Source organism: Ruegeria sp. YKSF070 (genome assembly GCF_059612725.1).
In genome coordinates, this window is sequence record NZ_JBXWRD010000002.1 from 89,711 (window position 1) to 103,199 (window position 13,489).

12 protein-coding genes and 1 riboswitch are annotated in these 13,489 nt (G+C 64.2%); of the genes, 5 read left to right on the forward strand and 7 right to left on the reverse strand.

All coding sequences use genetic code 11. The features are described 5' to 3' along the window. Positions 1-2: 2 nt before the first annotated feature. The gene (locus AC2FL1_RS01460) at positions 3-1,754 is read left to right on the forward strand and encodes a serine protease (protein ID WP_496875761.1); all 1,752 of its coding nucleotides are present in this window, start codon (positions 3-5) and stop codon (positions 1,752-1,754) included. A gap of 100 nt (positions 1,755-1,854) precedes the next feature. On the opposite strand, the gene AC2FL1_RS01465 is transcribed toward AC2FL1_RS01460, so the two are convergent. The 3 genes from AC2FL1_RS01465 to folE2 form a co-directional block, all read right to left on the reverse strand. Then, the gene (locus tag AC2FL1_RS01465; RefSeq protein ID WP_496827994.1) at positions 1,855-3,303 is read right to left on the reverse strand and encodes a TrkH family potassium uptake protein; all 1,449 of its coding nucleotides are present in this window, start codon (positions 3,301-3,303) and stop codon (positions 1,855-1,857) included. Positions 3,304-3,353: 50 nt separating this feature from the next. Next, positions 3,354-3,746 (reverse strand): hypothetical protein, encoded by a 393-nt coding sequence (locus AC2FL1_RS01470; protein WP_496875762.1) that lies wholly within the window; start codon positions 3,744-3,746, stop codon positions 3,354-3,356. A gap of 174 nt (positions 3,747-3,920) precedes the next feature. Continuing rightward, positions 3,921-5,024, reverse strand: coding sequence for a GTP cyclohydrolase FolE2 (folE2, locus tag AC2FL1_RS01475; protein WP_496827990.1), 1,104 nt, complete (start codon positions 5,022-5,024; stop codon positions 3,921-3,923). Between the two features lie 231 nt (positions 5,025-5,255). Between folE2 and AC2FL1_RS01480 the strand changes: the two genes are divergently transcribed. Both AC2FL1_RS01480 and AC2FL1_RS01485 read left to right on the forward strand, forming a co-directional pair. Beyond that, positions 5,256-6,041, forward strand: coding sequence for a HalD/BesD family halogenase (locus AC2FL1_RS01480; RefSeq protein ID WP_496875763.1), 786 nt, complete (start codon positions 5,256-5,258; stop codon positions 6,039-6,041). 82 nt (positions 6,042-6,123) lie between these two features. Continuing rightward, the gene (locus tag AC2FL1_RS01485) at positions 6,124-7,887 is read left to right on the forward strand and encodes an adenylate/guanylate cyclase domain-containing protein (RefSeq protein ID WP_496875764.1); all 1,764 of its coding nucleotides are present in this window, start codon (positions 6,124-6,126) and stop codon (positions 7,885-7,887) included. Between the two features lie 3 nt (positions 7,888-7,890). Here AC2FL1_RS01485 and metZ read toward each other — a convergent pair whose 3' ends face one another. After that, positions 7,891-9,075 carry an O-succinylhomoserine sulfhydrylase gene (gene metZ, locus AC2FL1_RS01490; protein ID WP_496875765.1) on the reverse strand — a complete coding sequence of 395 codons (1,185 nt, stop codon included), beginning with the start codon at positions 9,073-9,075 and terminating at the stop codon, positions 7,891-7,893. A gap of 67 nt (positions 9,076-9,142) precedes the next feature. Further along, a riboswitch (SAM riboswitch) is annotated at positions 9,143-9,220 on the reverse strand. 167 nt (positions 9,221-9,387) lie between these two features. After that, on the reverse strand, positions 9,388-9,915 hold the full coding sequence (locus AC2FL1_RS01495) for a peptidoglycan-binding domain-containing protein (RefSeq protein ID WP_234144847.1): 528 nt from the start codon (positions 9,913-9,915) through the stop codon (positions 9,388-9,390). A gap of 184 nt (positions 9,916-10,099) precedes the next feature. Here AC2FL1_RS01495 and AC2FL1_RS01500 point away from each other — a divergent pair, with 184 nt between their 5' ends. Together AC2FL1_RS01500 and AC2FL1_RS01505 are read left to right on the forward strand one after the other, a co-directional pair. Then, positions 10,100-10,423, forward strand: a complete 324-nt coding sequence (locus AC2FL1_RS01500) for a 2Fe-2S iron-sulfur cluster-binding protein (RefSeq protein WP_011047086.1) — start codon at positions 10,100-10,102, stop codon at positions 10,421-10,423. Between the two features lie 122 nt (positions 10,424-10,545). Then, positions 10,546-11,355: an FG-GAP repeat domain-containing protein gene (locus AC2FL1_RS01505; protein WP_496875766.1), complete on the forward strand. Its 810-nt coding sequence runs from the start codon at positions 10,546-10,548 to the stop codon at positions 11,353-11,355. A gap of 7 nt (positions 11,356-11,362) precedes the next feature. Here the strand turns inward: AC2FL1_RS01505 and AC2FL1_RS01510 are convergent, their stop codons facing one another. Beyond that, complete coding sequence (locus tag AC2FL1_RS01510; protein WP_234137822.1) at positions 11,363-11,977, reverse strand: LuxR C-terminal-related transcriptional regulator; 615 nt, start codon at positions 11,975-11,977, stop codon at positions 11,363-11,365. A 155-nt stretch (positions 11,978-12,132) separates the two neighbouring features. Beyond that, positions 12,133-13,395: a phosphoribosylamine--glycine ligase gene (purD, locus tag AC2FL1_RS01515; protein WP_496875767.1), complete on the reverse strand. Its 1,263-nt coding sequence runs from the start codon at positions 13,393-13,395 to the stop codon at positions 12,133-12,135. Between the last annotated feature and the right edge of the window lie 94 nt (positions 13,396-13,489).

Genomic DNA, 13,489 nt, shown 5'->3' on the forward strand with positions numbered 1-13,489 from the left:
CAATGATAAGACCGCTGATCGCCGTCCTTTCTCTTTTTTTTCTGATTTCCACAGCCGCGCAGGCCCAGCAATCCGCAAATGAGGTGGTCTGGGTCCAGATCGAGGCGCAACCCAATCTGCGAACGGCGCAAGAGCGCGCGCAGGCCTATGCCGCCGACCTGTCGGACGTGGCTGGTTTCTCGCTGGGCGGGGGCTGGTACGGGATCGTGCTGGGCCCCTATCTGCGGGACGATGCCGAACAGGTATTGCGGGTGTATCGGGCCGAGCGGCGCATCCCCGGTGACAGTTTCATCGCCCTGTCAAGCGCGCTGGGGCAACAGTTCTGGCCGGTGGGCTCGGATCTGCTGAACCGGGGCGCGGTTGTCGCGCCGGTCGAGCAGACCGCGCCCGAGCCGGTGGCCGAAGCTGCGCCACAGGTGCAACCGGAACCGGCGGACGAAACCCCTGCCCAGGCCCGCCGCAGCGAACAGGCGCTGAGCCGGGAAGAACGGCAAGCGTTGCAGATCGCGTTGCAGGCGGCCGGTTTTTACAATGCCGCAATCGACGGCGCCTTCGGCGCTGGCACCCGCCGGTCGATGGCCGACTGGCAGGGCTTCAACGGGTTCGAGGTGACCGGCGTGCTGACCACCCGCCAGCGCAAGGTGCTGATGGATCAGTATAACGCGCCGCTGATCTCGACGGGCATGGCGCGTCACCGCGACACCGCTACCGGGATCGAAATGGACCTGCCGCTGGGCGTGATCCGGTTCAGCCGCTACGAGGCGCCCTTTGCCCATTTCGACGCCTCTGACACGCTCGGCGCTCGGGTGCTGCTGATCAGTCAGCCCGGTGACAAGGCGACGCTCTACGGCCTCTATGACATCATGCAGACGCTGGAGATCGTGCCGCTGGACGGTCCGCGCGAACGACGCAGCGACAGCTTTACCCTCGAAGGACGCGGCAATGGCATCGTATCCTATACCGAGGCTGCGCTGAGTGGCGGCGAAATCAAGGGTTTTACCCTGATCTGGCCTACCGGCGACGAGGATCGCCGTACCAGGGTTCTGGATGCGATGCGGGCCAGCTTTACCCGCACCGAAGGAGTGCTGGACCCGGCGACGGGTGGCGATGCGGTACAAAACGTCGATCTGGTCTCGGGGCTGGAAATCCGCAAGCCGCGCTTGTCACGCTCGGGCTTCTATATCGATGGCAAGGGCACCGTGATAACCGTGGCCGAGGCGGTGCAGGGCTGCACCCGCGTAACGCTGGATGGAAGCTATGACGCGCGCGTGGTCGATACCGATGCCGGTCTGGGCGTGGCGGTGCTGCGGCCCGATCAGGCGCTTGCACCGATGGTGGTGGCCGGATTGGGCCGCGAGATGCCGCGCCTGGGCGCGGAGATCACGGTGGCGGGCTATGCCTACGAAGGTATCCTGGGCGCCCCGACACTGACCTTTGGCACGCTCGACGACGTCAAGGGCCTGCGCGGTGAAACCGAACTGGCGCGGTTGGGCCTGTTGCCGCAAACCGGCGATGCGGGCGGACCCGTGATCGACGACCAGGGCGCGGTGGTTGGCATGCTGCTGCCGGAGCCTGCAACCGGCCAGCAGTTGCCGCGCGGAGTAAGCTTTGCCGCCAAGGCGCAGGCCCTGCGCGACGTGCTCGCCGCTTCGGGAATGACCCCACGTGAGGCGGCGCCGACAGGACGGATCACTCCGGACGAACTGAACCGACGCGCCAGCGGCATGACGGTTCTTGTCAGCTGCTGGGATTGAGACCCGGCGTTCCGGCAAAGCCGGAATTTTGCAAAAATTCCGGCCTGGAAAACATCCGTTTTCCAGGCCGTTTTTCGTGACGAAAAACGGCTAACCCCGATCAGGCGCGCCAGAACTGCACGGTAAAGAGGACATAGACGGACATGACTTCGAGCCGCCCGATCAGCATGCCCACGCTCAGCATCCACTTGGCGGCATCGTTCAGCCCGGCGAAGTTGCCCGCCGGTCCGATCTGATCGCCCAGCCCCGGCCCTACATTTGCAATCGCTGTCGCGGCACCTGACAGCGCGGTGATGAAGTCGAGCCCGGTGAGCGCCAGCCCCCAGGCCAGAACGCCCATGGTCACGATGAAAAAGACAAAAAAGCTCATCACCGAGCCCAACACATCCGGCCCGATCGGACGACCCTGGAAGCGGGGCAGAAACACTCCGTGCGGGGTGCGGATCCGCTGCAACTGCACCTTGATCGAGGCGAAAAGCAGCTGATAGCGGAAGATCTTCACCGAACAGGCGGTCGATCCGGCGCAGCCACCGATCAGCCCGATGACAAAGAACATGGTGACCAGAAAACCGCCCCAGCCCATGTAATCAACGCTGGCATAGCCGGTGCCCGAGATGATTGACGTGATGTTGAACAACGCCTCGCGAAAGGCCTGTTCAACATGATGTGGAAACACCGTTGTCAAAACCACGGTGGTCATTCCGACCAGGATCGCGATCACGATGAGAAACACATGCACCTGGCTGTCGCGAAACAGCGGCGCCGAATGCCCGTTCACCATCTGCACATAGCGCACGAATGGCAGCGCCGCGAGGATCATGAAGACCGAGGCGGCATATTCCGGCAGACCTTGGAAAGTCCCAAATGAGGCGTCGTAATTCGAAAATCCACCGGTCGAGACCGTGGTCAGCGAATGCACCAGCGCGTCGAAGAAACTCATCCCCAGCGCGCCATAGACCAGGGCACAGGCAAAGGTCAGCGCTACGTAGATCACCGTGATCTGGCCCGCGATCTCCTGCGCGCGGGGCAGGATCTTGCCCATCGTGTCGAACCCTTCCGAGCGGAAGATCTGCATGCCCCCGACCCGCAATTCGGGCAGGAAGACCATCGCCACCACGATGATCCCGATGCCCCCCAGCCATTGCAGCACCCCGCGCCACAAGAGCAACCCGCGCGGCAACCCGTCCAGCCCCGAGATCACCGTAGACCCGGTGGTGGTCAGGCCCGACATCGCCTCGAAGAACGCATCGACAAAGCGCAGCTCCGTCGCGCCGAACATGAAAGGCAAGGCGCCGAACAGCGGCAGCGCCACCCAGACCAGCGTGGTCAGCAGAAAGGTCTGCTGGATGGTCAGCCCCTCGCGGACGCCATTGGCACAGCTCAGCGCAAGAATGCCCCCGGTCAGCACGGTTATCACACCGCTTTGCAGAAAGACCGGCCATTCGCCGCGCCCATCGATCAGGTCGGCGGCAAGCGGAAGCACCATGGTGGCGCCAAGAATGGCAACCAGCAGACCGATCACATATCCGACGGGGCGCATGTCCAACATGAGGCGCAGGGTTGGCGCCCCTCGGCGCCGGAGTCAAGCGGCTGCGCGCGTCACTTGTCCAAGGACTCTTCCTTGACCGGCAAGGGCGCCGGTGTCGCGGGCTTGCGCCGCTGACGGGGGGCCGGATGTGCTGCCGCGACCGGCGTCATCGGCTGTTTGGGTTCGGGCTCCTGCGCCATGGCGGACTTGGCGACCACTTCGGTTACCTCCGGCGCCTCGCCTGCTGCCTCCTGCTTTGACACCGGTTTCGCAGATGCCGGCTTCTTTTTCGTTGCAGGGGCCGAAGCGGCCGCCTGCAACGCCTGAACCTGCGCAAGCGGCGCATTGAGTGCTGCGCGGGACAGGATATGCATCACGCGCAACTGGTTGCTGATCGCATATCCGGCCAGCCGATAGGCGGCGGCCTGAACATGTAGCGGAGAGGTCATCTGTAGCATCGCCATCTTACTCCATCAGACAGATCGGGCGAATGCAGCATCCGGTCGGGAAGCGAGGCGGCCCGATAAGCGAATCTGCATCAAGGCCAGTCTACGTCACACAATCCGTGATTGCGTAGCAAAAATGCCGCAGCGCGGCATAAATCCGCCACCGCGCCGCCCGACTGTCCAAGAATGCGGCTATCCGACGTGGAACAGCGTGGTGAACAGGCGCGGGTCAATGCTGGCCGAGGCAAAGGTGGGCCCCTCGGTCAGGATCGACACCGCGTCATGGCTGTGCAGGCTTTCCTGGTGGCTGGCGATCACCCGGAAGTCGCCGACATGGTGATCGGCCTGCAACTCGGCACAGAACAACCGCGCCGCATCCTCGACAAAGATCGGATTGGCGGCATTCAGCTCGGCAAAGGCCTGCTCGTCCTCGCGCTTGACCATCACCTGGGTCTCGGTCGGTACTGCCCGGCGGCAGAGCGCGATCAGATCCTCGAACCACAGGCAATCGGCGTTGCAATCGACCACCACCGAAATCCGCGCCACCGAACGCTGTGAGTGCGGGGTGGCCAGCTGGCCGCGCGCCGAACGCGCGTGCTCACTCAGCTCCAGCGAACAGGGACAGGTCGAGGAATAGACATAGTCGAGATGTATGATCTTGAGCCGTTCGCCATCCTTTTCGACCAGCTCCAGCGCGATGTCGTAATACTGGTATCCCTCCAGCCCCGAGCGCAGGCTGCGCACCTTGTCGGGAAACGAGAACCGCATCTGGATGCGCGCGTCAAACGTGTCCAGATCGGTCATGTAGTCGTCCAGCGCCGCTTCCATCACCTCGAAACTGAAGGTGCGCTCGGCATGTTTGTAGAACGACCGCATGATGCGGGACATGTTGATGCCCTTCTTCTCGGCATCCAGGCTCACCGTGCCGGTCACCGAGGTTTCCAGCGTCAGATCGTCGCCGCCCTTGCGGTGAAACCGGATCGGCAAGCGGAAATTCGAGATGCCGACATGCTGGATCTGCTGCTTGGCGCCGCGGATAAGACTGGCGGGCCCGTTCTGCAAATCGGGCAGCGTGTCGCGATAGGCTTCGTCGGCAACGAAGTCCTGCGGATAGTGACGCGACAGGTCGGGATAGTTCGATGGCATGGCGCCGGGGATCAGTCTGGCCACCGCCGGGTCAAGCAGGCTGACCTCGGTCGCGCTCGCCTTGGCAGCCCAGCGCCTCAGCACGTCCAGCGCCGCCTCGGCCTCGTCCCGGTCCGGGGTGGGGTTCACATCGCGAGGGTGAATGTTCATGCCGTGCGTCCTCGATTGATCGCGGTTTCATAGCTGATCCCGCTCAGGGTTCCAATGCTCCCTGTTACGTAGAACATAGCAGACTGGATTTGTTTTTCCTGCAAAACCCACCGCTTCGATGTCCGAAACCGGCACAAAGCCCCTGCCGGTCGCAAAGCGCAGAGCAGGTTTTTTTAGTGGACGCGCGCCCGAATACCATCAGATTGAGTCAAACCCGCGGGGAGAGAACCAATGCACGATATCATCGATCTACATCGCTATCCGCTGGACCGGCCCGGCAGCTCTGACTGGCAGGCGCTGGTGGATCGCTGCCGTGCCGACCTTGCCACCAGGGGCATGTTCGACCTTGACGGCCTGATACCACTCGATATCGCCGCCAGCATGGTCGAGGCGATGATCCCGCGGTTTGCCAGCGACGCCTTCCTGCACGAACGCATGCACAACATCTATTTCAAGCCTGTCGAGGATTTGCCCCAGGATCACCCCGCGCTGCGGCAGTTCAGAACCGCCAACCGGACCTTGTGCGCCGACCAGATCATCGGATCCCCCCTGTTGCGCCTATATGAATGGCCGGAATTCGCCCTGTTCCTGGCCGCCGCACTGAACAAGACCGAATTGCATGTGATGGACGATCCGCTGGCGCGGGTAAATGTCATGGCCTATGGCGCGGGTCAGGCACTCAACTGGCATTTCGACCGGTCCGAATTTACAACAACGCTGTTGTTGCAGGCGCCTGAGGCCGGTGGCGGGTTTGAATACCGCACCGACCTGCGAAGCGAGACCGACCCAAATTACGACGGTGTCGCCCGCTTGTTGGCCGGGGATGACCCTGACAGCCAGATCGTGACACTCAGGCCCGGCACGCTCAACGTGTTCCGAGGCCGCAACACCGCCCACCGCGTCACGCCCGTCGAGGGCGCCCGCGCCCGCGTCATCGCGGTGTTTTCCTATTTCGAGCAACCCGGCGTGACCTTTACCGAGGCCGAGCGGACGGGCTTCTACGGGCGCGCAGGCTAGCACCAAGCCAGAGCAAAGATTTCCTTGCCGTAGGGCTGGTTGTTTGCAAACTTGCGATACCTCCGCGTCCAACGGGTTATCCATGCAACGCCGCCTGACCACCCTCGTCGCCGCCGATCTGGTGGGTTATTCGCGGCTGATGGCCGCGGACGAGGAAGGCACGGCAAACCGTCTGCGCCACCTGCGCGACACGGTGATCCTGCCCGGTCTGGCGGCTGGCGAAGGGCGCCTTGTCAAGACCATGGGCGACGGACTTCTGGCCGAGTTCCCCTCGCCCGTCGCGGCGGTACGGACGGTGACCGGCCTGCTAACCGAGCTTGCCGCTCATGAGGCGGACCAGCCCGAGGACCGCAGGATGCGGTTCCGGGTCGGGGTCAACCTCGGCGACGTGATCATCGACGGCGACGATGTGCTGGGCGATGGCGTCAACATCGCCGCCCGGCTGGAAAGCCTCGCCCCGCCCGGTGGCCTCTGCATCTCGCGTAGCGTTCACGACCAGGTGCGCGGCAAGGTCGAGGCCGAGTTCACCTCGCTCGGCCCGCAGATGGTCAAGAACATCCCCGACCCGGTCGAGGTCTGGCGCGCCGAACTGGAAACCACCGCGCCGGTCCCGAAAACGGAAACCCTGCGCCCCACCATCGCAATCCTGCCCTTCGACAACATGTCAACGGATCCCGACCAGGAGTTCCTGGCCGATGGCATCGTCGAGGACGTGATCACCGAACTCAGCCGTTTCCGATCGCTCTTCGTGATCGCCCGCAACTCGACCTTCGCCTACAAGGGCACCCACAAGGACATCCGCCAGATCGCCCGCGAACTGGACGTGCGTTACGTGGTCGAAGGTTCGGTCCGCCGCGCCGGCAACCGCCTGCGGGTCACCGCCCAGCTGATCGAGGCCGAGACCGGGCGCCATATCTGGGCCGACCGCTGGGACCGCACGATGGAAGACCTGTTCGACCTCCAGGACGAGCTGACCCGCGCCATCGTCTCCTGTGTCGAACCGGAACTCGGCGCGCATGAACGCGCCATGGCCCGGGCGAAACCGACGGGTAGCCTGACCGCCTGGGAGCTCTTCCAGCGCGCCAATGCCGCCTATCTCGGCGCCACCGAAGAAGGCTATGCCAATTGCCTCGAATGGTGCAGCCGCGCCGTCGAGATCGACCCGAATTTCGCGCTGCCACACAGCTTGCTGGGGCGGCTCCACTGGTACCGCTTGATGACCCGCCGCGCCACCGATGTCGAGGCCGAGATCAGGACCGGCCTTTTCCATTGCCACAGGGCCATCGAAATCGACGACCGCGAGGAACTGGGCTGGGTCGCCCTGACCTGTGTCCTGTCCTATGCAGGCCGCGAGTCCGATGCCCGCGCCGCCCTGAAAAAGGCCGAGGCGCTCAACCCGAACAACGCAACCGTTTCCCTCGCGCGCTGCATCTTCTGCCTGTTCCAGTCAGAGCCCGAAGCCGAACGCATGGAAGCCTCCGCGCGCAAGGCGCTGAGCCAGAGTCCGCGAGACCCGAATGCCTGGGCCTACCAGGCTTTTGTCGGTCACGCTCTCATGGTCAAGCACAGCGGTATGCATGCGCCCGAGGTGCGCGAAGCCTACGAGGCCGCCGCCGCCTATGAAAATGCCGAGAGCTGGGCGTCCTTCGTCTGCGCGATGTGCAATGCCGCACAAGGCCGGCCCGAGCAGGCACAAAGATACCTGGATCGAGTGCTGCAAATGCAGCCAGACTTCACCCTTTCAGGTTGGTTGGACGCCTTCAACACTCCAATTTCCGGTTTTATCAACCATCGCCACCGGGCAGAATTGGAAACCCTCGTCGCGATGGGCCTGCCGCGCGACTAGGACTCAGACCTGTTCCAGCGCCTTCCGCAGATCCGCCAGCAGATCGCCCGCGTCCTCCAGCCCGACCGAAAACCGGATCAGCCCCGCCGTGATCCCCAGCGCCGCGCGTTGATCCTCGCTCAGCCGCTGGTGCGTCGTGGTCGCCGGATGCGTGGCGATGGATTTCGCATCGCCCAGGTTGTTCGAGATCACCGGGATCGTCAGCGCGTTCAGAAAGCGGAACGCCGCCGCTTTGCCGCCCTTGATATCCAGCGACAGCACCGTGCCGCCCTTGCCGCCCAGTTGCGTCTGCACCAGCGCGTTCTGCGCATGGCTCCTTAGCCCGGGATAGAGCGTGCGCGCCAGCGCCGGATGCCCTTCCAGCGCCTCGGCCAGCTTCTGCGCGGTCTCGGCCTGCGCATTGACGCGCAACGCCATGGTCTCGATCCCCTTGAGCATGATCCAGGCGTTGAACGGGCTCAGCGCCCCGCCGGTATGTTTCAGATAGGGCTCCACCGTGCCCCGGATGAACTCGCGGCTGCCGATGATCACCCCGCCCAGCGCCCGGCCCTGCCCGTCGATATGCTTGGTCGCGGAATAGACTACCACATCGGCGCCCTGTTCGATGGCGCGCGAAAAGACCGGCGTCGAGAACACGTTGTCCACCACCACCTTGGCGCCCACCGCATGCGCAATCTCCGCCACGGCGGCGATGTCGATCACCTCCAGCGTCGGGTTCGACATGCTCTCAAAGAACACCGCCTTGGTGCCGGGCCGCACCGCCGCCCGCCATTGCTCCAGATCGGTGCCGTCGACGAATGTCACCTCGACCCCGTAGCGGGTCAGGATATTCTCAAGGATATAAAGGCAAGAGCCAAACAGCGCCTTGGCCGACACCACATGGTCGCCCGCCTTCAGCATCGACACCAGCGCGCCATTGACCGCCGCCATGCCCGAGGCGGTGGCAAAGGCGTCCTCGCCCCCTTCGAGCGCCGCGATGCGCTCTTCGAACATCGCCACCGTCGGATTGCCGTAACGGGCATAGATGAACTCATCCGGCCCGCAGTCGATGAACCGCGCCTCGGCCTGTTCGGCGGTCTCGTAAACAAAGCCCTGCGTCAGAAAGATCGCCTCGCTCACCTCGCCCCATTGGCTGCGGCGGGTGCCGCCATGGACCGCCTGTGTGCGCTTGCTCCAATCCGTGCTCATATCCGTTCCTTTCGGCCCCGGAACCAGAAGGGCAAAGAAAAACCCCAATCGCGGGTCAAGCGAAAGGGGGTCTTTCATCCTGACCTTTTAGCGGTGATGTTTAGCGTGGCCCGCAATCCGGTAACAAATCGCCACGTGGTTCCTGACACGGGGCTTTAGACCCGTGAAGCAGTTGCGTCAAGCCCGCGCGCATCGGATCGCGAAGCAGTCATCGATCTCGCGCCTCGAAACGGCGGGCGGAATTCTGCAAGAATTCCGAGACGGAAAACGGGCCGTTTTCCGAGCCGGTTTTCTTACGAAAACCGGCTCCGCCTAGGCACGCTCGACCGCCACCAATCCCAGTTCGCGCGCTGCCGCGCGCGAGAGGATACCGCTGTCCAACCCCTGCGGTTTCTGATAGCGGCGCACCGCGGCGCGGGTCCGGGCATCCATCTCACCACTTGGTGCGCCACGATAGAGGCCGCGCACCGCCAGCGCCCTTTGCAACGAGGCTATGAATTCCGGAGTCATTTCCTCGGCGCAAAGTGTTTCGAACCAGGTTTCCTTGCGCTCTCGCACGATCTCTTGCCGGGTCTCGGTCTTGTACACGGCGGGCCGCAGCACGCTGCCATCGCTCTGCACTTCGGCCGGTTGCAACATCACCTGATGGGTCACCGTTTCGATGATCGCGGGTGTCACCTGTTTGCCCCAGCAGGTGCCAGGCGCAGCCCCCGGTGGCGCTTCGGCGGTAAAGCGCGACACTTCCGGCTCGCGGAGCGCATCCACGTCCGGCAGGCCGGCGTTGCATGCGCTCAGGCCAAGAAAGGCCAGCGCACAGAAAAGGGCGGTTCGTGACGTCATGCTCGGGCCTCTGGGGCTTTTGCCGCACCTTACTCCATCTTGCCCCCCGCGCAAAGCCTCGAGGACCGGGGGTTGGGACGCCGCAAAAGCGGCTGACAGCGCACCGGCTGGCAAAACGGGCTGGCCAGACCTAAATGGCTTGGCTATTGGAGTCAGCGCAACGTCACAAAGGAACATCCGAGCCATGGCAAAGATCACCTATATCGAGCATAACGGCACCCAGCACACGGTCGAGGTCGCCAACGGCCTGACCGTGATGGAAGGTGCCCGCGACAACAACATCCCGGGCATCGAGGCCGATTGCGGCGGCGCCTGCGCCTGTTCCACCTGCCATGTCTATATCCATCCCGACTGGGTCGAGAAGCTGCCCGCCAAGGACGACATGGAAGAAGACATGCTCGATTTCGCCTACGAGCCCGATCCGGCCCGCTCGCGCCTGACCTGCCAGTTGAAGGTCACCGATGCGCTGGATGGCCTTGTCGTGCAGATGCCCGAAAAGCAGATCTGATGCCGGGGGTGCTGCCAGCGCTTGCGGAGACCATTTTTTCCGCTGGCGTCGCACGCACCCCTGACAAGGCGCCGCGTCGAACGTTGCGCCTCTTGCACTCTTTGTCCCGCGGCGCGGCTCTGATGGCGTGCCTGTGGCTGGCCCCAGCCAGCGCCTGGACCTGCGAGGCGCGCTATCCCGAACGGGGTCTGCCGGGGCGCGGGGCCGAGACGGCCTTTGACAACCGTACCGCTTCGGGCCGGCACGAGGACTGGGCGGCGCGTGACGCTCAGCTTCGGTTGCATGCCGCCTATGCGGTTGAAACCGACGAATACGGCCATGGCGTATTGGGCAGGCTCAGGGATGCCAAGGCGCTGACCATCCATGTCTTTCGTCCGGGCGACCCCCGGATCACCTGCCCGGCAGAGGCCACCCTGCCCGCCGGGGCGGTGTTCGAGGATATCGCGCCGCATCTGGCCGATCTGGATGGCGACGGCCTGCCCGAGGTGATCGCGGTGCGCAGCACCGTCACCGATGGCGCAAGGCTCGAGGTCTATGACCGCCGCGCCCGCCTCTTGGCCGCGACACCCCCCATCGGCACCCGAAACCGCTGGCTGGCGGTTCTGGGCGCTGCTGATCTGGACGGTGACGGGTTCATGGAAATCGCCTATGTCGACCGCCCGCACCTGGCCAAGGTCCTTCGCATCTGGCGCTACCGCGACGGTACCCTGACCGAGATCGCCGCCCTGCCCGGCCTGACCAATCACCGCATCGGCGAGGAATACATTTCCGGTGGCCTGCGCGACTGCGGCAGTGGCCCCGAAATCGTGCTGGCCAGCGCCGACTGGCGCCAGATCATCGCCCTGCGCCATGACGAGGACTGGCAAAGCCGGGCGATTGGCCGCTTTTCAACTAACGCGATTGCTGCCGAGCTCGCCTGTAAGCCCCTCTAACCACCCCTCACCCGGCAGACGGCACCACATGTTCGCCGCCAATATCGCCCAGCGACTGGAACAGGGCGGCGGTATTGCTGACCCCGAACTTCTTCAAGAGCCGCGCCCGGTGAACCTCGACCGTGCGATAGCTTAGGTCCAGCTCGCGCGCGATCTCCTTGCTGGTCTTTCCCTCGCCCAACAGCGAATAGACCTCGCGCTCGCGCCGACTCAAAGGCTGATAGCGGCGGATCTCGGAGAGGTCTGCAAAGGTCCAGACCGCACGCGCCAGCGGTTCCTCGGGGGTGAAGGTCTGGCCGCGCACTCGGCACCAGAACAGCTCGCCATCGCGACGCCGCATCACCCGCTCGTCCCAATAGAGATTGCCCTCGCCCAGATCCTTGTCGCCGCGATGCAGGATGTTCTGAAACTCCTCGTCCGAGGGGTAGAGGAATACGAACAGTCGATCCAGCAACTCCTCGCGCGCATAGCCGAACATGGAACAGAAGCGGTGATTGACCTCGCGGATCACCCGCGCTTCGGTCACCACGATCCCGACCGGCACCCAGTCAAAGGCCAGCCCGCGCAATTCGCGCGTGGCATAGGCGTTGTCCAACAGATCCTTGTCGACCGGTCCCGGCATGCCGTTCCTCCCTGTCCCGATCATATCGTGCGACCAAGGTGAATGAAAACCTCTCTCCGGGCCGCACCGCTCCCCCTTCATTTCGCGTCAAATACTCCGGGGGGCCGACAAAATTCGACGAATTTTGTAGGCGGGGGCAGCGCCCCCTTGCCCGGTCAGAGTGCACGCCAGCCGATATCGCGGCGATAGAATCCGCCCGGCCAGTCGATCGCCTCGACCATGGCATAGGCCCGGTCACGCGCCTCTTGCAGGCTGTCGCCCCGCGCCGTGACATTCAACACCCGGCCGCCGGTCGCGACGATCGCGCCCTCGCGTTCCGCGGTGCCCGCATGGAACACCATGTTGCGACTATCTTCGGGAAGCGCATCCAGGCCCCTGATCTCGCTGCCTTTCTCGTAGGAACCAGGATAACCGTTGGCCGCCATTACAACGGTGATCGCATGATCGTCGGCCCAGTTCACCCGCGCCTCGCCCAGACGGCCCTCGGCGGTGGCATGCATCAGGTCCATCGCCTGCGCGCCCAGCCGCAGCATCAGCACCTGGCATTCCGGGTCGCCGAAGCGGACATTGTATTCCACCAGACGCGGCGCGCCGTCCTTGATCATCAGCCCGGCATAGAGCACGCCCTGAAACGGCATGCCCCGCCGCGCCATCTCGGCCATGGTGGGGCGCACGATCTCGTCCATCGCGCGCGCCTCGACCTCGGCACTCAGCACCGGCGCCGGGGAATAAGCGCCCATGCCGCCGGTATTGAGGCCGGTATCGCCCTCGCCCACCCGCTTGTGGTCCTGCGCGGTGCCGATCGACAGCACTTCCTCGCCATCCACCAGCACGAAAAGCGAGGCTTCTTCACCTTCCATGAATTCCTCGATCACCACCTCGGCGCCCGCATCGCCAAAGGCACCTCCCAGCATGTCGTCGATGGCCGCCAGCGCGGTCGCCTCGTCCATCGCCACGATCACACCCTTGCCGGCGGCCAGACCGTCGGCCTTGATCACGATAGGCGCCCCTTGCGCCCGGATATAGGCCTTGGCCGGTTCGGCCTCGGTAAACCGCGCATAGCCTGCGGTGGGAGCACCGGCGGCATCGCAGATCTCCTTGGTGAAGCTCTTAGAGGCCTCCAGCCGCGCCGCCGCCGCCGAGGGACCAAAAACCAAAAACCCCGCCTCGCGTAGCCGCTCGGCCACCCCTGCGGCCAAAGGTGCCTCGGGGCCGATGATGACAAAGTCGATGGCGTTCTCCTCGGCAAATGTCGCCACAAGCCCGCCATCCATGATGTCCAGCTCGGCACATTCCGCGATCTGCGCGATCCCCGCATTACCCGGCGCCACGATCAGCTTGTCGCATTTGGGGTTCTGCATCACCGCCCAGGCCAGCGCATGTTCGCGCCCGCCGCTGCCGAGAATGAGGATGTTCATCGGGATCTCCACGCATTGCCGTCGGGCGCGGTCTACCCCCCGGAACCGCCCCCTGCAAGAGCGTCACCTTCACACCCTGCGCCTGGACAGGAAA